Origin of the sequence: Colwellia sp. Bg11-12 (assembly GCF_014076955.1) — a bacterium.
In the GTDB taxonomy this organism is placed as follows: Bacteria; Pseudomonadota; Gammaproteobacteria; order Enterobacterales; family Alteromonadaceae; genus Colwellia_A.
The window spans coordinates 371,387-395,977 of sequence record NZ_JACGUZ010000071.1 but is presented as its reverse complement, the minus strand read 5'-3'; the positions used below and the strand labels follow the sequence as shown (position 1 = coordinate 395,977).

The following is a 24,591-nucleotide window of genomic DNA, read 5'->3' as shown; positions in this document are numbered from 1 at the left end:
CTGGTTTTATCAACCTTAAAGCTCAAGTCCTAAAATTTTACGGTTCAATAAAGGGTTTTCATCACTTGAAGCAAAATCATCAAAAGCATGTTCTGGTGTTCTAATTAAATGCTTGGTGATAAAAGGAGCGCCTTCTTTGGCGCCATCATCAGGGTGTTTCAAGCAACATTCCCATTCAAGTACCGCCCAACCATCAAAACCATACTGTGTTAACTTACTAAAAATTTGCTTAAAATCTATTTGGCCGTCACCTAGAGAGCGAAAGCGCCCAGGTCGATTCTGCCAATCTTGATATCCACCATAAACGCCGCTTCGACCATTAGGTCTAAATTCTGCATCTTTGACATGAAAGGCTCTTATTCGATCATGATAAATGTCAATAAAAGCTAAGTAATCAAGTTGCTGTAAAACAAAATGGCTAGGGTCATATAAAATATTAGCCCTTGGATGATTGCCAGTAGCCTCAAGAAAACGTTCAAAGGTAACACCGTCGTGTAAATCTTCGCCAGGGTGAAGCTCATAACAAACGTCAACACCCACATCTTCAAATTTATTTAAAAGGGGTAACCAGCGTTTTGCAAGTTCTGCAAAACCATCTTCTACTAACCCGGGAGGACGTTGCGGCCAAGGGTAAATAGTTTGCCAAAGTAAAGCGCCAGAGAATGTAGCATGAGCCTTCAAACCAAAGTTAGCACTGACCTTTGCTGCCATACCTACTTGTTCTATTGCCCAATGCATTCGCGCTTGCGGGTTATTCTTAACTTCATCAATAGCAAAGCCGTCAAATTGTTTATCGTAAGCCGGATGAACAGCCACTAACTGCCCTTGCAAATGTGTTGATAACTCGCTAATTTCAAGTCCTGCTTCTCTGACTACCCCTTGAATTTCTTCACAATAGGTCTGGCTTTCATAAGCCAATTTTAAATCAAATAAACGTTTATCCCATGTTGGGATTTGTACGGCTTTGTAACCTAAACTCGCCACCCACTGGCAAATATTCGTTAAATTATTGAACGGTGCTTGGTCTTGAACAAATTGTGCGAGAAAAATTCCAGGCCCTTTTATTTGCGTCATCTTAGTTTTTCTCCGGAAATTTCGGTTTTATCTCTAGAGTAAAAGGGTGCCATTTCAGGTTTGATTGACTCGCAATGACAACATTTTCAATAAATGCCATACCACGAACGGCTTCTTCAATACCCGGGACATCAAAAGTAGCATTATCACTTTTCTCACCCTTATGATGAGCTCTGATCTGGGCGATAAAATTCTGATAGATATTGGCAAATGCTTCAAGGTACCCTTCAGGATGTCCCGCTGGCGTGCGCATTGCCCGCTGAGCCTCAGGACACATATCGCCGACACCCGCACGAATTTGTAATGTTGCTTGCCTATTAGATTTCAGCCATAACGTATTGGGGTCGAGTTGTGACCACTCAATACTTTTTTTATCACCGTAAATGCGCAGCTTTAAGTTGTTTTCATCACCTAACGATATTTGGCTAGCCAATAAAACGCCTTTAGCACCATTAGACAACTTAAGCATAACCGTGCCATCGTCATCTAAAGATCTCCCTGCGACAGTTGAGGTTAAATCAGCACATACATCGGTTATGTGTAAACCAGAAACATACTCGGCTAAATTAGCGGCATGCACGCCTATGTCTCCCATACAGCAGCTAACACCTGATTTTTCAGGATCTAAACGCCAGCTAGCTTGTTTACTTTTTTCGTCATCTTTTGAGGCTAACCAGCCTTGGCTATATTCCACAACAACTTTAACAATATTACCTAAATCACCTTGTTCAATTATGTGCTTTGCTTGTTTTACTAAAGGATAGCCATTGTAGGTATGTGTTAATCCATAAAGGCAGTTATGTTTTTTAATGAGACTTTCTAATGCCACTGCTTCAGATAAATTTAACGTAGCAGGTTTATCACTAAGTACATGAAAACCATGTTCTATCGCGGCTTTGGCAATAGGGAAATGCAAATAATTTGGCGTAACAATAACGACAAATTCCATCCTTTGCGCTTTAGGTAATAGGGCTTCACTTTTGAACATTTCGTCATAGCTGTCATAGCAACGGTTTTCGGGTAAGTAAAGCGAAAGCCCTGAAGCCTTACTTCGTGCCTCATTTGAACTGAATGCGCCACAGACCAATTCTATTTCGCCATCTATAAACGCAGCAATACGATGAACTCCGCCAATAAAAGCGTTTTGTCCACCACCGACCATCCCCATACGAACTTTTTTCATCAATAAACTCAGCACTCTTAAATTAATAATCACAAATACTATAGGGGTTTATTAAAAAACTGTGTTATTAATAAATCGGTTTCTAATGCAACAAATTCGGCGTCTGCTTTTTTAATTAAACGTACAAATATAAAATAGAGTTGAAATGAACGATAAAAATTTTGATAGTTTTGTTAATCAAATGGGGGTTAAGCAATTAATTCGCATGTTTGATCTATTACCCGATGTACTTTTTTGGATTAAAGATAACTCACATAATTTTATACATGCCAATCAGGCATTTATAGAGCACAAAGGCGTTAAGGGTATAGAGAAGATCATAGGTAAAACAGATTATGACTTTTCTCCGGCTCATATTGCAGAGCAATTTATTCGAGATGATGAAAAGGTACTAGCGGGAAAAAATGTTACTGAGCGATTAGAAATGAATATGACGCAATCGGGGGATACAGCTTGGTATGCAACATCAAAGCGTGCGATCACTAATGAAAATGGCGATACTATTGGTACTTATGGCATTACTCGTCATTTAGAAAAGCAAGCTAAAGCCTTGTCAAATGTTGATGCAGTAAAAGAGCCTGTTGACTATATTCGACAGAATTTTAAACACCCTTTTACTATTGAAGAACTCGCTGAAGTCGCTTATTTGTCAGTAAGTGCTTTAGAAAGACGCTTCAAAAAATATTTAGCTAAAACACCAAAACAGTTTATCAATGAAGTGAGACTTGAGAATGCACGTAAGTTATTGATCGAAACTAACATGCCTATCTCACAAGTGGGAGACGAAACCGGCTTTAGTGATCATAGCTATTTTAGTAAGCAGTTTCGTTTGTTTTTTGGTGAGTTACCTTCCGATTTTAGACGAAATTACTACAATAATCCCTAGCATCACTCGTAGAAAAATAGAGCAAACCTCTTATTTCGTAATTTTACGAAATACAATTCTTGCTTTTAATTCGTAATTTCGCTAAATTACGAATTAAGGTTTTATTGACGATGATAAATACAATGTCAGATGCATACCAAGCACTTTCTAGCCCTGTAAGGCGGAAAATATTAGCATTGCTAAAAGAAAAAGATTTGTCTGCTGGCGAAATTTCAGAGGAGATAGCAGTGGCCAAATCAACCTTGTCTGGACATTTCAATGTTTTAAAATCAGCAGACTTAGTGATCACCATTAAAGAAGGTACGACGATCATTTATTCATTAAACACCAGTGTTGTTGAAGATTTAATGAATGGACTATTTAATCTTTTCGAAAAGAAAAGCGGAAAATCAGAGAGTAAGGAGTCATTATGAATATTTTAAAGCTATGTTGGGGGATCGCTATAATCTCTCTTTTCACTTCGTTATATATGATCAATAGTTTACCTGAGGGTTTACAACTTCCCATTCATTGGAATATTGATGGCGAAGTAGATAGGTATGCCGATGGTTATATCGCTTTTTTATTTCCTCCAACGGTAATGATCATTATTTTAACTATTATTTCCGTATTAAGTGAACTTGACCCCCGCAAGAAAAACATACAATTATCGCATAAATCTATTGCAGCATTTAGTTTAGCGATCACATTATTAATGGTAACTATTCAAATCAGCTATATTGCTATGGTCAATGGTTTTGAAGTGCCTATGATGATGATTCTTGGATTCTCTATTGGTATATTATTTATTATTATTGGCAACTATTTAGGTAAAACCAGAAGTAATTTTTTTATTGGTATTAGAACCCCTTGGACATTATCGAGTGATGCAGTTTGGCAAAAAACACATCGATTGGCTGGTAAGTTATTTATGATCGCAGGTTTTATTATTGTTATTTCTTGTTCATTCATACCGAGTAATAACTTAGGAGTTTTAGTCATACTCACGGTACTACCCGCCGCTTTAATACCGTGCGTCTATAGCTGGTGGATATGGAAAGAAGAGCAAAAGAATGACTAAACTTATAATTAACACGCCAAGTAGCGTTAGTTAGTAAAATAGTAAATTACGATTATACTAACTAATAAGCCTTATTTTTTAGTTGGTATAATATTGAAAATTGCTTATCCCTTATATTTAACCCTACTTTTTTTGACCTTTGGCGCAAGTGCTCAGTCGGATACAATTTCACTTAATTACAAACCGAAATTAACACTTTATACTGAAAACTGGGCCCCTTACCAATATACTGATCCCCAGGGAAACGTAAAAGGATCCTCGATAGCAAAAGTAAAAAAAGTATTAGATGCCGCAAACTGGCCTTACGAAATTCAAGTAGTACCTTGGGCAAGAGCCATTTTTCAAATACATGTTGTACCCAATAGTTTAATTTTTTCTATTGCCCGAATTCCTGAACGTGAAAATAAATATCATTGGCTTGGTTTACTTAACACCGTAAAGTCAAAACTCATCACATCAAGTGAGAATAAAGATATAAAAATCAATAAGCTTTCAGATATAAAAAAGTATGTCTTGATACTAAAACGAAAGGAAGCTTCTAGCCTATATTTTTCAGAACATAATCTAATCAATGAGGAAAAAGTAATTTGGGTGACGAGCTCTACACAAGCACTTCATTTATTGAATATGGGCAGAGGAGATTTATATCCTGATACAGAAGTAGGCTTTACCTCAGCCGTTGAGAATAGCCCTTATAATTTGTCTCAGTTTAATTATGCTTACGACTTTACAGAGCTATCTACGAGTTTATATATAGCAACCTCTCGTTCTACTGACCTGCAACTGGTAAAAGACCTTTCCTTATTATTTAATGAAAAATAATAAACAATTTTTCTGAATAGCCTATTACAGCACTAGTCAAACTTCACCCTAGCGGGTAGAATCTAGCTCATCAATTTTTTAAGAACAATGAGATGCATTCAGATGGGTAGAGCATACCAAAACCGCAAATTGTCAATGGCGAAAACAGCCGGTGCGAAAACTAAAGTTTATTCTAAATACGGTAAAGCAATTTATGTGAGTGCCAAAGAAGGCGGTGTAGACCCTGACGGCAACTTAACACTTCGTGGTTTAATTGAACGAGCTAAAAAAGACCAAGTACCTACACATGTTATTGAAAATGCTATTAAGAAAGCATCTGGTGCTGGCGGTGAAGACTTTGTGGCGGCACGATATGAAGGTTTTGGTCCGGGTAACTGCATGGTTATTATCGATTGTTTAACCGATAACGGTAATCGTACCATTAAAGACGTTCGCCAATGTTTTACTAAAACGTATTCTAAAATTGGTTCATCAGGTACTGTTTCACACATGTTTAATCATCAAGCCGTATTTGCCTTTCAAGGTGAAGATGATGAAGCTGTTTTAGAGACCTTAATGATGGCTGATATTGATGTGACCGATGTTGAGCTTGAAGACGGTATCATTACTGTTTATGCCCCGCACACTGAGTTTTTCAAAATTAAAACTGAATTTGCGAATTCAATGCCAGAATTTGATTTAGAAGTTGAAGAAATTACATGGGTACCACAAACTTATACTGAAATTACCGGTGAAGATGACACGGCAAATTTTGAGAAGTTTATCGCTATGTTAGATGACTGTGATGATGTACAAAACGTTTATCATAATGCTGATATTGCCGAGTCATAATTTAACAGAGTACTGAGCTCAGGATGCTATTTCTCTGGCATCCTGTCTTCCCCATAATTACTTAGCCAGCTTTTCCAGCATGACATTGACCGCGTCTAAATGTTCTGGGTTGTTATGACACATCCCTTGGAATACTGCACAAATATCTAGAAAATCAGGTAAATCAGTACGCTGTGCCATTTTCATCAATCGCTTAGTTAAGCGCATTGAAGCGGTTGGCTTACTGGCTATATCCGTCGCTAAGGCTCGCACTGTTTCCATTAATAATTCAGGTTCAACAACATTGAGCACAACGCCCAATTCTTTTGCTTCATCCGCCGTTATAATACGTCCTGTGAAGGTGAGTTCAGCGGCCTTTTGATAACCGATAGCGCGTTGCATAAACCACGCACCACCATCACCAGGAATGAGCCCTAAATTAGCAAATGTTTCTCCGAATTTTGCTTTGGTTGAAGCAATACGGATGTCACACATATTAGCTACATCAAAACCTGCACCGATTGCTGCACCATTAATAGCCGCAATAATAGGCACTTCACATTTGTGTAAAGCAAGAGGGATTCGTTGAATACCTTGGCGGTAACGCGCTTCAAGTTCTTGAACATCGCCAGCAAAATCTCCACCACGCTCGGCCATATCTTTAATATTTCCACCAGAAGAAAATGCGGAGCCCGCACCGGTAATAATCAAAACTGCCACGTTAGCGTTTTTATTCACCCAATTAACGGTTTCAACAATATCATCCGCAATTGCTGTACTGGTTAACGCATTACGTACGTCATGACGATTAAACGTTAACGTAACAATATTATTGTCTAGGGCGAGTATGCAGTCTGATAATTGGGGAAGCTTTTCTTTCATCACTATTTCTCTTTAAGGTATTTGAGTGTTGACTTTTTTTCATCGCACTTCACTTGTTGCCAGTATGCTTCTAGCGTTTCGAGTGAGTGCTGTTCAAATATTATGCCTGAGTCTTGTACCTGCTTTTCAACACCATGAAATCGTGTAGTAAACTTCTGATTCGCTTGGCGTAATAGCTGTTCTGGGTCTTGCTTGGCATGACGACAAAGGTTGACAACCGCAAACATTAAATCACCGAGCTCTTCAGCCAATGCCTCGGGGTTATTCTGTTCAATCTCAACCTTAACCTCCTCAACTTCTTCCGCGACTTTAGCAAATACGTCTTCAATATTATGCCAATCAAACCCTGCATGAGCACAACGTTTTTGAATTTTAGCCGCTTGGCTCAGTGCAGGTAAATTTCTTGGAATATCCGCAAGAATACTGATGGGTTCGTTGGCATTTTTTTGTTGTCTTTCTTGCACTTTTTCATCTTCCCAATTTGCATTTATATCAGCATCAGAAACTAACTTTTTATCGCCAAAAACATGTGGGTGACGGCGGATCAATTTTTCACAAATGGCAGCGACCACACTGTCGAAATCAAATTGCTTCTGCTCTTGACCGAGTTGACTATAAAAAATAATTTGAAATAATAAATCACCTAATTCTTTTTCTAACTCAGAGAAGTCTTGCTGCTCAACAGCGTCAATTACTGCATCAGCTACTTCATAAGCTTCTTCGATGGTATGAGGAACTATCGAGGCAAAGTCTTGCTTAATGTCCCACGGACACCCTGTTTCTGGGTCGCGTAACGCTGACATAATCCAGCGAAGTTTATTCATTGAAGCTTGTTCAGTTAACATATTTATACGTTTTCCATAAGGTAGATAAAATAAAGCTAAAGTCTTTTAACCTCTAATACATCGTCGAGTTGCAGTAATTTCCCAATTAAACGACCTAATATTTCATTGTTTGGAATTTCGATATTTAATAACATAGCGACTGTTTGTTTACTGGCATCAGAACGACTTTCCATGCCGACAATACTGACACGTTCATTTGAGACAATCGTAGAAATATCACGGACTAACCCTTGACGATCACTTGCGATAACTTTAACCGTTGCAAGATAATTCTGTTGACTCTGCTCACCCCATTGCACTTCTACTTGACGCTCAGGTTGCTGATTTAATGCATTAGCGAATTGGTCACAATCGTTGCGATGTACCGAAATACCTCGTCCTTGGGTAATAAAACCCGCAATATCGTCACCAGGCACTGGATGACAACATTTTGCCATGTGTGTTAACAAATTACCGACACCCGATACGGTTATACCATTGGCGTCAGCTTTAAATTTTTGCTGAGTTTGTTGAGGTTTTACCAAGCTTTGTGGGTCAAGTTCAACAGGGGGGTTATTTCTTTCTTCATGATATTGCAAATGATTAATCACTTGCTGCAAGCGAGCATTACCTGAGCCTATCGCGGCATATAAATCATCAACGGTTTTAATATTAAAACGTTGGCTTGCTAACATTAAGTCTGCATCTGATAAATCAAGTTTAGATAACTCGCCATCTAACTGCTCTTTACCTGAGGCAATGTGTTTGTCACGGTCAAGAAGCTTAAAGAAATGTTGAATTTTCGATCTTGTTCTTGGTGCATGAGTATAATGCAGATTAGGGTTTAACCAATCTCGACTTGGGTTGGGTGTTTTACTGGTTAGTACTTCAACTTGATCGCCTGTTTTTAAACGATAAGTAAAAGGCACAATTCGACCAGAAACTTTAGCGCCGATACAACAATGGCCAACATTTGAATGAATATAATACGCAAAATCTAAGGGGGTAGCGCCTGCGGGCAAATCAATCACATCTCCATTTGGCGTGAATACATAAATACGGTCTTCAAAAACTTGGCTACGTAACTCATCCAATAAGTCACCACTTTCGCTTACATCATCTTGCCATTGTAATATTTTTCTTAACCAACTCACTTTTTCATCAAAACCCGTTTTTCTATCGGTATTTTTACCCCCTGCACTACCTTCTTTATAACGCCAATGGGCAGCGACCCCCATTTCTGCATCATCATGCATTTGCTGAGTTCTAATTTGAACTTCTACTGATTTACCCTCAGGGCCCAAAACGACCGTATGAATAGATTGATAACCATTGGGTTTTGGCGTTGCGACATAGTCATCAAATTCATTAGGTAAATGCTGCCAACTTGTATGAACTATGCCTAATGCGCCATAACAATCTTGTAGTTTATCAACAACAACTCTTACCGCTCTAACATCAAAGAGCTCTTCAAAATCAAGTGACTTGTGTTGCATTTTTTTCCAAATGCTAAAAATATGTTTAGGCCGGCCATAAACTTCACCATCGATATTTAAGTCTTTTAATTGCCCACTGAGGTTGCTAACAAAATCAGCCATGTATTGTTCTCGGTCAAGGCGTTTTTCATCTAATTGTTGGGCAATATCTTTATATACGTTTGGATGGAGGTAGCGAAAAGATATATCTTCAAGCTCCCATTTTAATTGGCCTATGCCTAACCTATTAGCCAGTGGCGCATAAATATTGGCTGTTTCTTTGGCAGCTAAAACACGTGTTTCTTCATCCGCATTTTTTACCAGTCGCAAGTAGCAAACTCGCTCAGCAAGTTTAATTACAACCGCACGTACATCGTCGACCATCGCAACTAACATTTTACGGATGTTGTCAACTTGGTTTGCAGACACTTGATTTGATTGACCTTGCTGCAGGGTTTTTATTGCCTGCATTTGGCTAACGCCATTACATAAGTTGAGTATTTTCTTAGAAAAATTTTCTTCAATGTATTCCAATGAAATACATTGATATTCATATAAGGGAAGTAAAAAAGCAGCACATAATGAATCACGGTCAAGATTCAAACTAGCAAGAATCTCGACCATTTCTAAAGACTTAGTCTGACACTCTTGCTGTTCAACGTAGAACTCACTCACTTGTTGCCAAAGCTTCTCGAGTGCTAAGTTTTTTTGGTCACTAAGTTCTAATGAGCTTAACCATTGCTCAAAATTTATTTCTGAAATTTGATGAGATTTACGTACCGACACCATAAAAATAACCTACTAAATTTTAGAGAAACAAAATGAATACCTACTTTACAAACAATACCATAGTCTCAATATGCTTTGTTTGAGAAAACATATCCATTAAGGATATTTTTTCAATACGATAACCTTGTGCTATTAATAACTCACTATCTTTAGCTAACGTTGCGGGATCACAACTTACATATAAAACGGTTGGAATATTTAAATGTGTCAATTGTTGCAGCGCTTCATATGCACCTGCTCGAGCAGGGTCTAATAGCAGCTTAGTGTATTTTTTATTGACCCAAGCTTCGTCCTTCCAATGGCTATTTAAGTCAGTTTGATAAAACTCACAATTAGCTAAACCATTTTGCAAAGCGTTTTTATGCGCATTAGTGACCATAAGCGCTACGCCTTCAATACCGACGACTTGCGCGACATTTTTTGCGATAGGTAAGCTAAAGTTACCTAAACCACAAAATAAATCTAGCACAATGTCTTGCTCAGTTAACTGCAACCAATCAATAGCTTGAGTTATCATACTTTTATTTATGTCGTGATTAACCTGAATAAAGTTATCACTACTAAAAGAGATAGCAATATTATTATCTAAAACATACTGTAGATTTTCTGGAATCGATTCATCTAGCGAAATTATCTCTTTACCAAAATCAAACAGCACATCACAACACAAATCATCACTGAATGTTTGCCAGTGCTGTTTATCTTGCTGGGTTAACTTATCAAGTTGACGCACCACAACAGTCACTTTTTCTGTAGCAATAACCTCTATATGACCAATAGCGTTTTTACCAGACAGTTTTTTTAGCAAGACTTTAAGGGGTGAGAAAATATTATTTAATGGCTGAATAAGTACAGGACAATTTTTAATATTAATTAAATGATTACTACCTCGCTGCCTAAAGCCAACAGTTGCTTGCCCAACTTTATTGTACTGCACACCAATACGGGCCTTTCGTCGATAATGCCAAGATTGACTGATTATAGGTGCTTGCCAAGGCAATAATTGATCATGATTATTACGCGAAAATAAGTCACTGACTTTTTGCTGTTTGAAGTCAAGCTGAGCGGCGGGTGACAAATGCTGTAAATCACAACCTCCACAACTGAGAAAGTGTTGACACTTCGCCGCTATTCGATCTTCATTGGGAACGATTACCGCTGTTAGCTTGCCACGGCTATATTTGTTTTTTTGCTCAATAACCTTCACCTGAACCACTTCATCAGGTAACGCACCATCAATAAATATAGGTTTTTTATTGTATTGACCAACGCCGCAGCCGTTAATATCAAGGCGCGTTATTTTAATTTTTACTTCTTGCCCTAATTCTTGTTTTTTAACTGTTGCTTTAAAAAAGTTGGCCATGACGAAATATACCTGTTAAGTGCTATAAATTTATATGACGATATGCCATGATAAGGTTATTCAAAGTCATGATTTTACACTAAAGTTCAGCAAATAATGCATAAAATAAGTCTGAAAGATTGGGTAATTTTACTTACCATAGTGCCAACCACGCTGATCGCTTTCTCGATCGCCAGCTATTTTTCCTATAGCCGGTATGATGAATTGAATAATTTTTTAACGCAGCGCTCACAAAGTATTATTGAACCCTTAGCGATTGCCAGCACTTTACCCATGTTGAACAAAGATCGTGTACAACTTCGTAATTTGATGAACTTCACCCATCGTAGTCAATCGTCTATTATCAAAAGTATTGCTGTTTTCACCAAAGATAACCAAGTTTTCGTCACCAGCTCTTATCACGGTGACGCTAATTTGCTGCGTCTTAAAGCTGGGCAAGTTATTCCTGATGGTACAATTTTTGCAAAAACGGGTGATGACTTTATTTTTCACAGCCCGATAGTTAATGAAACCTTAATTAATGACGCTACACGTTCCTCATCTCAAGATAATATCGGCTACATTGCTATGCAAGTTGATAGCAGTAAGATTCGGTTAAAACAGCAAGACCAAATGATATTCTCCTTTCTTATTGTACTTTTTGGTACAGCTTTTAGTGCCTTCTTTTCTTATCGGCTTATTAAAAACTTTACTCGTCCGATAGGCGCTATGGTGCAAGCTGTTGATCGAATAAGGGAAGGAAAGCTGGAAAGCAGAGTAACCGGACAATTGATTGGTGAGTTAAACTTTTTGAAAAATGGTGTCAATGCAATGGCTCAGTCATTAGGAGATTATCAAGAAGAAATGCAAGGCAGTATTGACCAAGCGACTACAGACTTACGAGAAAGTTTAGAGCAATTTGAAATACAAAACGTTCAACTTGATATTGCCAAACGAAAAGCACAAGAAGCCAATAAAGTTAAATCAGAATTTTTAGCCAATATGAGTCATGAACTTCGCACACCACTTAATGGCGTGATTGGTTTTACTCGCCAAGTATTAAAGACACCTTTAACCATTACTCAGCGTGACTACTTACAAACCATTGAGCGTTCGTCAGCTAACTTGCTGGCGATTATTAATGACATTTTAGATTTTTCGAAGTTAGACGCTGGAAAAATGGTGATTGAAAACATTCCTTTTTCAATGCGAGAAGCCGTAGAAGAGACTTTAACATTATTGGCGCCCACCTCTCATAAAAAAAATATCGAGTTATCTTTACGTGTTAACCCGCAATTACCTGATGCACTTATTGGCGATGCGATGAGAATTAAGCAGGTATTAATCAATCTAACCAGTAACGCAATGAAGTTCACCGACAAAGGCTCTGTTGATATAGATGTCGACAGCGAGCGTATTGAAAATAATATCGCTACTTTAAAAGTCACGATAAAAGATACGGGCATTGGTATGAGTAACGAGCAGCAAAAAACTATTTTTGACGCTTTTGGTCAAGCAGATAAAAGTGTTACTCGTCTTTATGGTGGCACTGGCCTTGGCTTGGTTATTTCTCAGCGTTTGGTTACTGAAATGAACGGTAATATGGGTTTTTCTACAGAGCAAGGCCAAGGTTCAACCTTTTGGTTTACTTTTCGTTGTGAAGTTAACCCTATTTCTCTTGGTAATATTTTTGATAACCATGAGCTTTCTGGAAAAAGTGTGCTTTATTTTGAACCTCATACTCATAGTCGTATTGCGACTAGTGAAATTCTTACCGATTGGGACTTGGACGTTCATCCGGCTCAAAACTTAGCACAAGTAAGCGATTTGCTCAGCGAAAAGTCACACTTTGATTTTGCCCTTATTAGTCATGATATCACGCCAACAGCGTTAGTAGAGTTGAAGGAGCTTATCGCAACACTTTCAACCAGCGTGACTCAAATTCATTTAGCAATAAACAGTAACTCTCCTAATTTACAAGAAGCACTGATTGCGAGTGGGGCCAAAAGTTGTTTAAGTAAACCAATCACACCAGAGCGATTAAATAAGGTCTTACTCCCTCAAAACCACCTACTTGATAACATTACATCAACCATTGAAGACAATAAGATCCCAGTAAAAATATTGGCAGTTGATGACAACGAAGCTAATTTAAAACTCATTAATGAACTTTTACTTGAACAAGTTACCGAAGTAACTACCGTTGTTAATGGTCAAGAAGCCGTAAATATTTGTAAAAATGAAAAGTTTTCAATGATATTTATGGATATTCAAATGCCAATAATGGACGGGATCTCGGCCCTAAAAAGTATTAAAGCGATGACTTTTAATGACAACACTCCAATCATTGCAGTAACGGCTCATGCCCTTAAAGAAGAAAAAGATAAACTGCTAAAACTTGGCTTCGACTCTTACATGACGAAACCCATTGACGAAGCGATGCTGCGCCATTGTATTTATGAATATTGTGATTTAACACAGCCATCACATGTTAAAACAATAAAAAATAGCAGCCTGAAGCGTACTCATTTACATGAAAACATAAATGAGACTAAAAACTTAACGATTGAGTCAACACATAATAATAAAGTGATTGACTGGCCTTTAGCATTAAAGCGAGCAGGTAATAAAGAAGAGCTCGCCAAAGAAATGCTCAAAGGTTTAGTGCAAAGCTTACCTGAAACTAAACTGAATATTTCTGAAGCGCTTACTTCACAAGATGTAGAACAATTAAAGGTACTCATTCATAAGCTCAATGGTGCTTGTTGTTATTCAGGAGTACCGAGCCTAGGGCGTGTCGTTCATCAGATTGAAACAGAGCTTAAAAGTGATGTCACCATTGATGACTTAGAGCCTGAGTTTTTTGAGTTTTTTGAGCATATTGATAATGTAATAAATCAAGCGCCTGAAATATTCAGCCATTCAACGAAGAACAAGCACTAGATACACTTTATTATTATAGATAATCAGTTAATGATCATTAACTGATATAGCTTTAGCCGTTTTTATAACCTAGCTGATTTACTGAATATTTGATTAAAGCAGTAACTGAGTAATATCTTGAACTAAACTTTTATTAGGTCTTTCAATGATCCGTCCTAATTCCTCTTTTTTAGTTTCATCTCGGTAAATGATAATAGTGGGTGTGTATTTGATATTATTATTTATTGCCAAGTGCTGAGGATCTGCTTTTTGATAATCAAGCGCAATAAGTCTTGCGTTAATATGCTTATTTGCTTTTAATAGTTTAAGTAATTTAGGCACTTCCCGCTCACTGTCATGGCACCAAGTCGCAAAATAAATATCTATTTTTAGCGTTTTAGGCCACTGAGCAATAAGTTCTTGCTCTTGCTCGCTGACTGAAAACGCCTCAAAATTTGTCTCAAATACGCTAAAGTCGTTCAACAGTTTAGCTTCACTGACCACACCCAATGCAAAATCATCGGCTTGCGCTGATAACGATAATAGGCTAATAAAAGCGGTTGATAACATTGTTAATAATAATTTTTTCATAGCGACTCTTGTTGGTTTATATCAGTATATACAAAACTGTAAACGTCAAAATCGTTTTAAGTATCACGTCTATCGTTTAGTCTTTCTTTAATTCGTTAGCTTTTAATAACATGGCTTTGCTTTCTTGTAAAAAGATATCGGCATAATCACCAAACCAATCAGATACTTGTGAAAACATAGTAACAAAAGCATCTTTATCACCCATTTCAACATCTTCTAACAGCTCTAAAAACCGATAAGCGAAACGTTTCATCATCGCGACATTATCGTGATTTGAAAAAATTATATCAGTATAAAGCACAGGGTCTTGTGCAAACAAACGCCCGACCATAATCAACTCTAGACGATAGATAGGCGAACTCATTTCAACAAGTTGTGAAATATCAGCTCCTTCTGTCATCAAATGATAACCATAAGCGATCGTTGAAAAATGTCGCATCACTTGCACCATCGACATTGCCTGATCGTGTGCTAAAGCATCTACGGGGTAAATTTTTGCCCCCCAGACCTGAAATTGTTTCAGCAACCAATTATATTGTTCAGGTAAGCGCCCTTCACAAGTAATAATGGTTTGTTTAATTAGCCCTGATACATCAGGTCCAAACATCGGATGTAAGCCAACAACAGGTCCTTTATGAACTTTCATCATTTCATAAAGGGGCATTTCTTTTACGCTGGTCACATCGGCTAAAATACATGTTTTTGATAAAAAAGATAACTTTTGGATAATCATTGATGTTAACCGAATAGGCACGGCAACAATAACAACGCCTGCTCCAGCAAGAATATTATCGCTATTTGACCAATCTTCCTGTTCGAGTATTTCTACCTGATAACCAGAGCGCTCAAATAAGTCGACAAATACTTTACCTAACTGACCACTACCACCAATAACAACAATTTTACCACACTCAGTATTAACACATTGATAACCACTCGCATCTTGGCTAATGTAAGAGTCACTCATTAATCGCCTTAAAATATCTTCGATTAATTCAGGAGATACACCAGCTTCCATCGCTTGTTGTCTGCGCATAGATAACAATTTAGCTTCCCGCTCAGGTGCATAAATAGGCATACCTACTTTGCTTTTAAGCTCTCCAACTTTGGTCGTGACTCTCCTGCGTTTTGCTAATAGCTCGACTAATTGAGTATCTATTTCATCAATTTCATTTCTCAGTTGATCTAACTGAGGAGCTATACTTTTATTATCCATTGGTTTACTCATTTACTTTTAGTGGCAGTTGCCTTCACTTCGGTTTACATTAAACGTTTTTTTAAGGCATCATTAAGTTTATTGGTCGCATTGGCTAGTAAAAGCGCGGTATCGTTAAAATCAATACATGCATCAGTGACTGAAATACCATATTTCAATAACTCTTTTGGACCACTCGTACTCTGGTTACCCGCATGAATATTACTTTCTAACATTATACCTATTATTGACTTATTACCTTCAACGATTTGATCAAAGACATTTTCTGCCACTAAGGGCTGACGGCGATAATCTTTGCTTGAGTTGCCATGTGAGCAATCAATAACGATACCAGGCTCTAAGCCATGAACACTCAATTCTTTCTCACACAACGCGACATTAACAACATCATAATTAGGTTTTTTGCCACCCCGCAAAATAACATGCCCATCAGGGTTGCCTGATGTTTTAATCAATGACACTTGCCCTTGACGGTTAATCCCCATAAAACGATGTGGAGATGCTGCTGACTGCAAAGCATTAATAGCAACATCTAAACTACCATTCGTGCCATTTTTAAAGCCGATTGGCATAGAGAGTCCTGAAGCCATCTCTCTGTGCGTTTGTGACTCAGTTGTTCTAGCACCAATCGCTGACCAACTAAATAATTCAGCCAAATATTGGGGGCTAATAGGGTCAAGTGCTTCGGTCGCTAATGGCAGACCTAACTCAGTTAAATAAATCAATAATTCTCGAGCTTTGCGTAAACCGGTTTCAACATCAAAGGTGCCGTCCATATGCGGATCGTTTATCAACCCTTTCCAACCAACAGTTGTGCGGGGTTTTTCAAAATATACACGCATAACAATATAAAGGTTATCTTGATGCTTATCGTGAAGCGCTTTTAATTTTTGTGCGTACTCTTTAGCAGCTTCAAGGTCATGAACTGAACAAGGGCCTGAAATGACTAATAAACGATGATCTTTTTTATGAATAATATTCGCGATAACTTTTCGGGCAGCCTTAACAAAATTCCGCCCGGTTTCTGACAAAGGCAATTCGTCTCTAAGCTGATCAGGTGTGATCAGTACATCTTCAGAATTAACGTGAATATCATTAAGTGTTTTCACATGAGTGTTTTTACTTGATAAAGAGTGAGGCATTGTATTTTCCATTTATCGCAAGATTATTTATTAAGGTAAATATAGAACAAAAGACTAAGTGTGACTTAGCAAAAGAAGGGAATGTAATAATATCGTTTATGTTGGATTTGCATAATAATTTTACCGATTGTAATTATGTAAAGTTAAGTTTACTCTGTTTGTATAGAATATCTTACAGATTATTTTTTTGAAGGTACAGGTTTTTTAGTGTTTTTATTCTAGCTTATTTAATTTTTGTGCATAAAGCCGCCTCTAATCGCTGTTTGTAAAAATATTACCAACCTAGATGCAGATACTTATAAATTATCTGGTACGAAAATGACGTGCACGCACTAATGCAGCGGAGAAACGCTAATAGCTACCATAGCGTTCATCCTAAACATAAAAAGCGCCCTTAGGCGCTTTTTATGTTTACAGTAAAGACTACATTGATGATTTAGCCACCATGAACAATTCGGTTACTGATTAAATGATCAACTACCGCTGGGTCTGCTAATGTTGACGTATCACCAAGAGTATCAATATCATTTTCAGCAATTTTACGTAAGATACGGCGCATAATTTTACCCGATCGTGTTTTTGGTAAACCCGGTGCATACTGAATGTAATCTGGTTTAGCAAAACGACCTAGCTCTTTAGCAACAAATTCTGTTAGTTCTTTAAGTAACTCTGCAGACTCGCTCGCATTGCCCATTAAAGTGACGTAAGCATAAACGCCTTGCCCTTTAATTTCATGTGGATAACCCACAACAGCAGCTTCTGCAACAGCAGGATGAAGTACTAATGCACTTTCGATTTCAGCAGTGCCTAAGCGATGACCCGAAACGTTAAGTACATCATCAACACGCCCCGTAATCCAGTAGAACCCGTCTTCATCACGACGCGCGCCATCACCGGTAAAATAATTACCTGGATACTGGCTTAAATAGGTTTGATAGAAACGGTCATGATCACCATAAACGGTCCGTAGCTGACCAGGCCAACTGCCTGTTATCATTAACAAACCTTGATCAGCACCTTCGAGGGTATTTCCTTCTTTATCAAACAGTGCCGGCTGTACGCCAAAAAATGGCTTACCGGCTGCACCCGGTTTCATATCAACCGCACCAGGTAATGAAGTAATTAAGATGCCACCCGTTTCTGTTTGCCACCAAGTATCAACAATTGGACAATTAGATTTACCAACAATTTCATAATACCAATGCCAAGCTTCAGGATTAATAGGTTCGCCAACAGTACCTAATATACGTAACGATGAAAGGTCTGATTGGTGAACTAAATCATCACCAACGCTCATTAAAGCACGAATAGCGGTAGGTGCAGTGTAGAAGATATTTACTTTATGTTTTTCACAAACCTGCCAAAATCGTCCGGCATCAGGATATGTTGGGACGCCTTCAAAAACCAGTGTCGTGGCACCATTAGCTAATGGGCCATAGAAAATATAAGAGTGGCCGGTTATCCAGCCAGCATCTGCGGTACACCAATAAATCTCACCATCTTTATAATCAAAAACATATTTATGAGTCATCGCAGCATAAAGAGAGTAACCACCACAAGTATGTAAAACACCTTTTGGCGTGCCTGTAGAGCCAGAGGTGTAAAGGATAAACAATGGGTCTTCTGCGTCCATCACTTCCGGTTCACAAACGGCTAATTGCTTGGCAGCTTCTTCTTCATAATTAACATCAATCTTGTCATTCCAAGCAACATCACCACCTGTTCGGGCAACAACAATAACGGTATGTACATTAGGGCATTCTGCAACAGCGTCATCAACGTTTACTTTTAAAGGAATAACACGTCCACCACGAAAACTTTCATCAGCGGTGATAACCACTTGGCAATCTGCATCGGCAACACGAGAACGAATGGCTTCAGTTGAAAAACCACCAAAAACAACCGAATGTACTGCTCCAATTCGAGCACACGCTAGCATTGCATAACCAACTTCAGGGATCATCGGCATATATATACAAACACGATCGCCTTTTTTAACGCCTCGTGCTTTTAGTAAGTTTGCAAAACGACAGACATGATCATGTAATTCTTGGTACGTAATTTTTTTGTCTTCGCTGGGATCATCGCCTTCCCAAATAATGGCAGTGTCGTTTGCTTTAGTCGCTAAGTGACGGTCAATACAGTTATAACTTACGTTTAATTTGCCACCAGAAAACCACTTAATATCAGCCGTTTTCAAGTCAACATCACTGACACTATCCCACGGTTTATACCAATCAAGAAATTTATCAGCTTGTTCAGCCCAGAATATATCCGGTTGCTCAATTGATTGCTTATACATCGCATCATAGGTTGCACTATCGATATGTGTATGTGCCTTGGCTTGCTCTAAAACTGGATAACAGCTTTTCAATTCGTTCATGTTGAGTCCTTCATTGCTGACTTGACGTTGCTAATATTATTATTGCTTAAATGGTCTTAAAATCCATATAAGCGGTAATAGATTTTGAGTTTTATTTTTAAAACAGTGGACAACATCATATAGGAAGTTAATTAGTGCGACTACTCAACTAAAGTCGAATACGACTGATTAATTTAACATTAAGCTGGAATAAATTGTTGTCCTTGCAATACATTAACACTGAAGACAATCAATGACAACGCTGTCATTTATCAGCTAAAAAAAAGCAAAAAAATTTGCACTTTGTTATAACAATATAACCGGTAGCGATTATGAGTTAACGAATAGTAATTTCTGGTGAACCGTTAATTTCGCCATCTTCTGTTATAATAACGGTGCCGTTATTATTCGATAGCACAGCAATACTACGTCCCTCTTCATTACGTATAAACAGTAATTCATAACCAAACTTACCTAAGCTACCCGCAGAAAACTTTTGAGCGAGTGATAACTTTTTCCACCAAACTGAATGTTCAGGAGGCTCTTTTCTTCTCTCAGTAAAGGGTTGTTTTTGTAAACGCATAACATGCCCGCCAATTAAGTAAATACTCACTACATTCTAGTAATATAGGCTCAAACACTTATCACACCTACTTTCAGTATAGAACAAATTGCTCACCAAGGGACTTTTATTATTTAACTAAGTAGAAAGTACCACAAACGCTGTTGCAAACAACGCTTCATCAGAAAGTGATATATGCCAATTTTTAGCGCCTAATTCTGTAGCTAGTACTTCTGCTCGATCATATAAATGCAGTTGAGGCTGGCCTGATGCTAATGATTTTATTTCAAAATGTTGAAATGAGACACCATTGGCTATCCCCGTGCCTAAGGCTTTTGATGCAGCTTCTTTTCCTGCCCAGCGCTTTGCTAAATAAAAAACTGGATTTTTTAATGATTGATATTTTTCATACTCTACCGGCGTAAGTACGCGAAGCGCTAAACGGTCCCGTACGTTAATTGCCATATTTTCTATACGGCTTATTTCAATAATATCAGTACCTATACCGACAACAGACATAATGAATCTCTTTTCTTAAAGCTCTCTTGTAAGCGCCGTATTAACATTTACAGATACTTAGCTACATTGAAGAAGGCAGCAATGTGACACATCCTGCCTTCGATATACTTAACGTTAACTTCGAGCTTCTAGCATCAACTGTTTCATATCACGAACAGCTCTATCTAGTCCGTCAATAACGGCTCGCGCAATAATAGCATGGCCAATATTTAGCTCTATGATCTCTTCGATGGCCGCAATAGGCTTTACATTAAAATAGTTTAAACCATGTCCAGCATTGACTTTTAAACCATTGGCATGCGCATATTTAATGCCTTCAATTAAACGGATCAGTTCAATTTTTTGATCTTGTTCATTTTCAGCATCAGCATAATGTCCAGTATGAATTTCAATATAAGGGGCTTTACTTGCAATAGCTGCATCGATTTGATTTTTATCTGCATCGATAAATAAACTTGTTTCAATACCTGCAGCAGATAATTGAGTAACTGCACGGGTAATTTTATCTAAATTAGCCACGACATCTAAGCCACCTTCAGTTGTAAGTTCTTCACGTTTTTCAGGAACAAGACAACAAAATACCGGCTTAACTTCACAAGCAATTGCTAACATTTCATCAGTGACTGCCATTTCTAAATTCATGCGTGTATGCAAAGTTTGCTTTAGCACGTGAATATCTCTGTCTTGGATATGACGACGGTCTTCACGTAAATGTACCGTAATACCATCAGCCCCAGCATGCTCTGCAACTGATGCAGCATAAACAGGATCAGGGTAATTTGTGCCCCTCACTTCTCGTAAGGTAGCAATATGGTCAACATTTACGCCTAATAAAAGTTCGCTCATTGTATTTATCTCTTAAATTTATGAATTTTTTGTAAATAATTTTCGGCTATTTAACGGTTTACCATCGAGTAAATGGTTAATAATTTGCCGCATCAATCCTTTATACGTTTGCATGACTTCTTTAGATGATAAATCTTCTTGTGCAATCGCTTTTAAATGCATTGAATTATAACCCGTTTGCACCAGCTTAGTGATTGCAGGCACAAACCCCTTCTCTGGAAGGTAATGGTAATGACTGTTATTTTCTGAAAATAGTGGTGAATAATCAATAGTCATTCCTAATTCTTCTAATAATCTATTTTCGAAGTGTCTCAATATAAATTCAATGGGACGTTGTTCAGATAGTTGTGAAATACTTTCTTGATATTGGCAATAGAGTTCATCGTAGGGAATATGTTCTCCCAATAAACGCACTTGTAGCTCGTTAAGGTAGAAACCACTGTAGAGGTAATTACCGCTGAGTTGATATGATTTTCTTTCTGGTTCAACCCGCTGTAAATACTTGAGATTACCTTGCCCTTTCAATACAATTTTTAGTGGAGAGAAAGGTTGCAGTAAAGCTTTTTTATTGGATTTTAACGACTTACCTAAGTAAGAAATTGCAGAGATTTTCCCTTGATGGGATGTTAAGAATTCAAGCAATATTTGATTTTCACGATAGGGCCGTGAATGTAATAAAAATGCGCTTTGCTCAAATTCTTCCATTATTTTGGGTCCAAAAAGGCAGGTTAGCAACTAGCCAGAGTATTCATCCCCATAACCCAAGCTACGTAAAGCACGTTCATCATCTGCCCAACCTGATTTCACTTTTACCCAGGTTTCGAGAAAAACTTTCTGTTCAAAAAGTGCTTCCATATCACGACGAGCTTCTTGACCAATTGTTTTAAGTCGCTCTCCTCCGTTACCTATAACCATACGCTTTTGGCTTTTTCGTTCCACTAAAATAAGCGCATTGATATGGATAATACCTTTTTCGTCCATTTTAAATTGTTCAACTTCAACCGTTGTTGAATAAGGCAGTTCATCACCCGTGAAACGAATAAGTTTCTCACGAATGATTTCAGATGCCATAAATCGACTCGAGCGATCAGTAACGTAGTCATCCGGAAACCAAAAGTCACCTTCAGGAAGTGAGTCAAGGCAAAGCTGACGAATAGTATCGACGTTATCACCTTTCGCTGCAGATATAGGGACGATATCACTAAAGTTGTGCTTCTCGCCTAATTTTTGCAAGTGGGGTAACAACGATTCTTTATCTTGCACGTTATCTATTTTATTAATAACTAAAATACAACGAGCGCCTGATTTTTTGATTTTACTGAGTACAAGTTCGTCATCAGTTGTCCAATGTGTCCCTTCAACAAGAAACACAACTAATTCAACTTCGGCAATTGAACTGCTGGCTGCACGGTTCATTAAACGATTAATCGCGCGTTTTTCGTCTGAATGTAACCCAGGAGTATCAACTAATACCGCTTGCTTATTTTTTTCGGTTAAAATACCTAAAATTCGATGGCGAGTCGTTTGTGGTTTACGTGAGGTAATACTAATTTTTTGACCTAACAAGCTGTTAAGCAATGTTGATTTACCAACATTAGGACGACCAACAATAGCAATTAAGCCACAATGTTTATTTTCACTTGTCATGATGATTTCGCTGAGTTATTTTTTATCAAAAATGAGCGCGAGTACTTGTTGCGCTGCGGCTTGTTCGGCTTTTCGGCGGCTAGTGCCTTTAGTGATAACTTCAGTATTTATCACACTAGTTGTGCATCGCACAGTAAATTGCTGGTTGTGAGACTGCCCACTTGTATGAATAACTTCATAAAGTGGTAAGGCAATTTTCCGTGCTTGTAAGTATTCCTGTAACCGTGTTTTAGGGTCTTTTTGCTCGTTACCCGGCTTAATGATATCTAAACGTTCAGCAAACCAACTCAGCACTAACGCTTTAGCGGTATCGTTATCTGAATCTAAATATACAGCACCAATAATAGCTTCAACGGCATCTTCTAAAATTGAGTCTCGGCGGTGTCCTCCACTCTTTAATTCACCAGGACCTAAAATTAAGTATTCACCTAAATTAAAGCCTCGTCCAATTTCGGCTAATGTTACGCCACGAACAAGACTAGAACGCATGCGAGTCAGATCACCTTCATCATGAGAAGGAAATTGCTGATAAAGCACTTCAGCAATAACAAAGCCAAGGATAGAATCACCCAAAAACTCTAAACGTTCATTGTGCGTACCTTTTGCACTGCGATGCGTTAACGCTTGCAATAATAAGTCGGTATTGTTGAAGGTATACCCTAAATTTTTACTGAGTCTTGTGATTGCGATTGCTGAGCTTTTAACCATTAATTAATCCAGCCTAAACGTGAGAAGCGCACATTAGTTGGCACCCATTTAGGTAAAAAACTGCTTTGATCGCGATCAAAGTCAAAACTCATCCAAATAGCGATTGCTTCGCCAACAAGATTTTCTTCTGGCACAAAACCCCAAAAGCGTCCATCAAGACTATTATCGCGATTGTCACCCATCACATAATAATGACCCGCGGGTACTACAAATTCATCTTGCTGTGTACCTGCTTGCTTATAATAATATTGAGTACGCGGCAATATTTGGTTATCAATTAAAATATCATGGCTTTTGTTTGGCATATCAGCTGTATAACGACTAAGCCCATACGAACCATCTGGTGACTCAGTTTCTTTTTTAAAAGTATTCACTACTTGTTCAAAGTCTGGACATTTAGCATCACTTTCTTGACAGGCAGGTTTGATATAGATTGATTTATTACGATAAATAATTCTATCGCCCGGTAAACCAATAACACGCTTTATATAGTCAATTTTTGGATCTTCTGGATATTTAAAAACAACAACATCGCCGCGTTCAGGTAAACCTATTTCAATAAATTTATTACGTACTACAGGATCACGTAAACCATAGTTAAATTTATTAACTAAAATAAAGTCGCCATCTAATAGCGTTGGCATCATAGAACCAGACGGTATTTGAAACGGTTCCCATAAGAATGAACGCAAAATCAAAACAAAGGCTATAACCGGAAATATTTGCACAGCAGTATCAACAATCGTTGAAGGCTCTGCTAATTTAGCGGCAACGTCATCTGGCAATGCTTCTTGGCATTGCGCTTGAGCGTTCGCTAATTTTAATTGGCGCTGTGGCGCTAGATAAAACTTATCTGCTAACCATACAATGCCAGTGATTCCAGTAATAATAACCAGGAATATTGAAAAATAAACAGCCATAATTTCCTT

At 38.0% G+C, this 24,591-nt stretch carries 23 protein-coding genes; 6 read left to right on the top strand and 17 right to left on the bottom strand.

Features of this window, described 5'->3' with window-relative positions; genetic code table 11:
• Positions 1 to 15: 15 nt before the first annotated feature.
• Complete coding sequence (locus tag H4J39_RS10735) at positions 16 to 1,074, bottom strand: sugar phosphate isomerase/epimerase (RefSeq protein WP_182228129.1); 1,059 nt, start codon at positions 1,072 to 1,074, stop codon at positions 16 to 18.
• A 1-nt stretch (position 1,075) separates the two neighbouring features.
• Entirely contained in the window at positions 1,076 to 2,257 is a 1,182-nt protein-coding gene (locus tag H4J39_RS10730; protein WP_182228127.1) for a Gfo/Idh/MocA family protein, read from the bottom strand.
• Positions 2,258 to 2,402: 145 nt separating this feature from the next.
• Between H4J39_RS10730 and H4J39_RS10725 the strand changes: the two genes are divergently transcribed.
• The 5 genes from H4J39_RS10725 to H4J39_RS10705 all read left to right on the top strand — a co-directional run bounded on the left by H4J39_RS10725 (position 2,403) and on the right by H4J39_RS10705 (position 5,856).
• Positions 2,403 to 3,143: an AraC family transcriptional regulator gene (locus H4J39_RS10725; protein WP_259368811.1), complete on the top strand. Its 741-nt coding sequence runs from the start codon at positions 2,403 to 2,405 to the stop codon at positions 3,141 to 3,143.
• Between the two features lie 110 nt (positions 3,144 to 3,253).
• The gene (locus tag H4J39_RS10720) at positions 3,254 to 3,556 is read left to right on the top strand and encodes an autorepressor SdpR family transcription factor (RefSeq protein ID WP_220462177.1); all 303 of its coding nucleotides are present in this window, start codon (positions 3,254 to 3,256) and stop codon (positions 3,554 to 3,556) included.
• Positions 3,553 to 4,203, top strand: a complete 651-nt coding sequence (locus tag H4J39_RS10715; RefSeq protein ID WP_182228125.1) for an SdpI family protein — start codon at positions 3,553 to 3,555, stop codon at positions 4,201 to 4,203. Before H4J39_RS10720 ends, H4J39_RS10715 begins: the two co-directional genes overlap by 4 nt.
• A gap of 93 nt (positions 4,204 to 4,296) precedes the next feature.
• Entirely contained in the window at positions 4,297 to 5,025 is a 729-nt protein-coding gene (locus H4J39_RS10710) for an ABC transporter substrate-binding protein (protein WP_182228123.1), read from the top strand.
• A 102-nt stretch (positions 5,026 to 5,127) separates the two neighbouring features.
• On the top strand, positions 5,128 to 5,856 hold the full coding sequence (locus tag H4J39_RS10705) for a YebC/PmpR family DNA-binding transcriptional regulator (protein WP_182177053.1): 729 nt from the start codon (positions 5,128 to 5,130) through the stop codon (positions 5,854 to 5,856).
• Positions 5,857 to 5,913: 57 nt separating this feature from the next.
• On the opposite strand, the gene H4J39_RS10700 is transcribed toward H4J39_RS10705, so the two are convergent.
• From H4J39_RS10700 to rlmD, 4 genes are read right to left on the bottom strand one after another with little or no spacing between them, the layout of a single operon-like run.
• Positions 5,914 to 6,717, bottom strand: coding sequence for an enoyl-CoA hydratase-related protein (locus tag H4J39_RS10700; RefSeq protein ID WP_182228121.1), 804 nt, complete (start codon positions 6,715 to 6,717; stop codon positions 5,914 to 5,916).
• A gap of 2 nt (positions 6,718 to 6,719) precedes the next feature.
• Positions 6,720 to 7,562 carry a nucleoside triphosphate pyrophosphohydrolase gene (mazG, locus tag H4J39_RS10695; RefSeq protein WP_182228119.1) on the bottom strand — a complete coding sequence of 281 codons (843 nt, stop codon included), beginning with the start codon at positions 7,560 to 7,562 and terminating at the stop codon, positions 6,720 to 6,722.
• A 35-nt stretch (positions 7,563 to 7,597) separates the two neighbouring features.
• Positions 7,598 to 9,805: a GTP diphosphokinase gene (gene relA, locus H4J39_RS10690; RefSeq protein ID WP_182228118.1), complete on the bottom strand. Its 2,208-nt coding sequence runs from the start codon at positions 9,803 to 9,805 to the stop codon at positions 7,598 to 7,600.
• Positions 9,806 to 9,845: 40 nt separating this feature from the next.
• The gene (gene rlmD, locus H4J39_RS10685) at positions 9,846 to 11,168 is read right to left on the bottom strand and encodes a 23S rRNA (uracil(1939)-C(5))-methyltransferase RlmD (RefSeq protein WP_182228116.1); all 1,323 of its coding nucleotides are present in this window, start codon (positions 11,166 to 11,168) and stop codon (positions 9,846 to 9,848) included.
• Positions 11,169 to 11,264: 96 nt separating this feature from the next.
• Here rlmD and barA point away from each other — a divergent pair, with 96 nt between their 5' ends.
• Positions 11,265 to 14,090, top strand: coding sequence for a two-component sensor histidine kinase BarA (barA, locus tag H4J39_RS10680; protein ID WP_182228114.1), 2,826 nt, complete (start codon positions 11,265 to 11,267; stop codon positions 14,088 to 14,090).
• A gap of 93 nt (positions 14,091 to 14,183) precedes the next feature.
• On the opposite strand, the gene H4J39_RS10675 is transcribed toward barA, so the two are convergent.
• The 11 genes from H4J39_RS10675 to lepB all read right to left on the bottom strand — a co-directional run bounded on the left by H4J39_RS10675 (position 14,184) and on the right by lepB (position 24,582).
• Positions 14,184 to 14,660: a thioredoxin family protein gene (locus tag H4J39_RS10675; RefSeq protein WP_182228112.1), complete on the bottom strand. Its 477-nt coding sequence runs from the start codon at positions 14,658 to 14,660 to the stop codon at positions 14,184 to 14,186.
• 76 nt (positions 14,661 to 14,736) lie between these two features.
• Positions 14,737 to 15,876, bottom strand: coding sequence for a bifunctional chorismate mutase/prephenate dehydrogenase (gene tyrA / locus H4J39_RS10670; protein ID WP_182228110.1), 1,140 nt, complete (start codon positions 15,874 to 15,876; stop codon positions 14,737 to 14,739).
• Positions 15,877 to 15,920: 44 nt separating this feature from the next.
• Positions 15,921 to 17,018, bottom strand: coding sequence for a 3-deoxy-7-phosphoheptulonate synthase (locus H4J39_RS10665; RefSeq protein ID WP_182228108.1), 1,098 nt, complete (start codon positions 17,016 to 17,018; stop codon positions 15,921 to 15,923).
• 436 nt (positions 17,019 to 17,454) lie between these two features.
• Complete coding sequence (gene acs, locus H4J39_RS10660; protein ID WP_182228106.1) at positions 17,455 to 19,401, bottom strand: acetate--CoA ligase; 1,947 nt, start codon at positions 19,399 to 19,401, stop codon at positions 17,455 to 17,457.
• Between the two features lie 316 nt (positions 19,402 to 19,717).
• Entirely contained in the window at positions 19,718 to 19,993 is a 276-nt protein-coding gene (locus tag H4J39_RS10655; RefSeq protein WP_310649740.1) for a hypothetical protein, read from the bottom strand.
• Positions 19,994 to 20,080: 87 nt separating this feature from the next.
• Positions 20,081 to 20,461: a holo-ACP synthase gene (gene acpS / locus H4J39_RS10650; RefSeq protein WP_182228104.1), complete on the bottom strand. Its 381-nt coding sequence runs from the start codon at positions 20,459 to 20,461 to the stop codon at positions 20,081 to 20,083.
• A 114-nt stretch (positions 20,462 to 20,575) separates the two neighbouring features.
• Positions 20,576 to 21,307: a pyridoxine 5'-phosphate synthase gene (pdxJ, locus tag H4J39_RS10645; protein ID WP_182228102.1), complete on the bottom strand. Its 732-nt coding sequence runs from the start codon at positions 21,305 to 21,307 to the stop codon at positions 20,576 to 20,578.
• An 18-nt stretch (positions 21,308 to 21,325) separates the two neighbouring features.
• Positions 21,326 to 22,012, bottom strand: coding sequence for a DNA repair protein RecO (recO, locus tag H4J39_RS10640; RefSeq protein ID WP_182228100.1), 687 nt, complete (start codon positions 22,010 to 22,012; stop codon positions 21,326 to 21,328).
• 30 nt (positions 22,013 to 22,042) lie between these two features.
• Positions 22,043 to 22,954, bottom strand: a complete 912-nt coding sequence (gene era / locus H4J39_RS10635) for a GTPase Era (RefSeq protein ID WP_182228098.1) — start codon at positions 22,952 to 22,954, stop codon at positions 22,043 to 22,045.
• Positions 22,955 to 22,969: 15 nt separating this feature from the next.
• Positions 22,970 to 23,662, bottom strand: a complete 693-nt coding sequence (gene rnc, locus H4J39_RS10630) for a ribonuclease III (RefSeq protein WP_182228096.1) — start codon at positions 23,660 to 23,662, stop codon at positions 22,970 to 22,972.
• Positions 23,662 to 24,582, bottom strand: coding sequence for a signal peptidase I (lepB, locus tag H4J39_RS10625; RefSeq protein WP_182228094.1), 921 nt, complete (start codon positions 24,580 to 24,582; stop codon positions 23,662 to 23,664). The genes rnc and lepB overlap by 1 nt, the downstream gene beginning before the upstream one ends.
• Positions 24,583 to 24,591 lie beyond the last annotated feature (9 nt).

Coding starts and splice junctions, on each gene's coding strand:
- H4J39_RS10735 (WP_182228129.1), bottom strand. CDS start 1,074: ATGACGCAAATAAAAGGGCCTGGAATTTTTCTCGCACAATTTGTTCAA.
- H4J39_RS10730 (WP_182228127.1), bottom strand. CDS start 2,257: ATGAAAAAAGTTCGTATGGGGATGGTCGGTGGTGGACAAAACGCTTTT.
- H4J39_RS10725 (WP_259368811.1), top strand. CDS start 2,403: ATGAACGATAAAAATTTTGATAGTTTTGTTAATCAAATGGGGGTTAAG.
- H4J39_RS10720 (WP_220462177.1), top strand. CDS start 3,254: ATGATAAATACAATGTCAGATGCATACCAAGCACTTTCTAGCCCTGTA.
- H4J39_RS10715 (WP_182228125.1), top strand. CDS start 3,553: ATGAATATTTTAAAGCTATGTTGGGGGATCGCTATAATCTCTCTTTTC.
- H4J39_RS10705 (WP_182177053.1), top strand. CDS start 5,128: ATGGGTAGAGCATACCAAAACCGCAAATTGTCAATGGCGAAAACAGCC.
- H4J39_RS10700 (WP_182228121.1), bottom strand. CDS start 6,717: ATGAAAGAAAAGCTTCCCCAATTATCAGACTGCATACTCGCCCTAGAC.
- mazG (WP_182228119.1), bottom strand. CDS start 7,562: ATGTTAACTGAACAAGCTTCAATGAATAAACTTCGCTGGATTATGTCA.
- relA (WP_182228118.1), bottom strand. CDS start 9,805: ATGGTGTCGGTACGTAAATCTCATCAAATTTCAGAAATAAATTTTGAG.
- rlmD (WP_182228116.1), bottom strand. CDS start 11,168: ATGGCCAACTTTTTTAAAGCAACAGTTAAAAAACAAGAATTAGGGCAA.
- barA (WP_182228114.1), top strand. CDS start 11,265: ATGCATAAAATAAGTCTGAAAGATTGGGTAATTTTACTTACCATAGTG.
- H4J39_RS10675 (WP_182228112.1), bottom strand. CDS start 14,660: ATGAAAAAATTATTATTAACAATGTTATCAACCGCTTTTATTAGCCTA.
- tyrA (WP_182228110.1), bottom strand. CDS start 15,876: ATGGATAATAAAAGTATAGCTCCTCAGTTAGATCAACTGAGAAATGAA.
- H4J39_RS10665 (WP_182228108.1), bottom strand. CDS start 17,018: ATGCCTCACTCTTTATCAAGTAAAAACACTCATGTGAAAACACTTAAT.
- acs (WP_182228106.1), bottom strand. CDS start 19,401: ATGAACGAATTGAAAAGCTGTTATCCAGTTTTAGAGCAAGCCAAGGCA.
- acpS (WP_182228104.1), bottom strand. CDS start 20,461: ATGTCTGTTGTCGGTATAGGTACTGATATTATTGAAATAAGCCGTATA.
- pdxJ (WP_182228102.1), bottom strand. CDS start 21,307: ATGAGCGAACTTTTATTAGGCGTAAATGTTGACCATATTGCTACCTTA.
- recO (WP_182228100.1), bottom strand. CDS start 22,012: ATGGAAGAATTTGAGCAAAGCGCATTTTTATTACATTCACGGCCCTAT.
- era (WP_182228098.1), bottom strand. CDS start 22,954: ATGACAAGTGAAAATAAACATTGTGGCTTAATTGCTATTGTTGGTCGT.
- rnc (WP_182228096.1), bottom strand. CDS start 23,662: ATGGTTAAAAGCTCAGCAATCGCAATCACAAGACTCAGTAAAAATTTA.
- lepB (WP_182228094.1), bottom strand. CDS start 24,582: ATGGCTGTTTATTTTTCAATATTCCTGGTTATTATTACTGGAATCACT.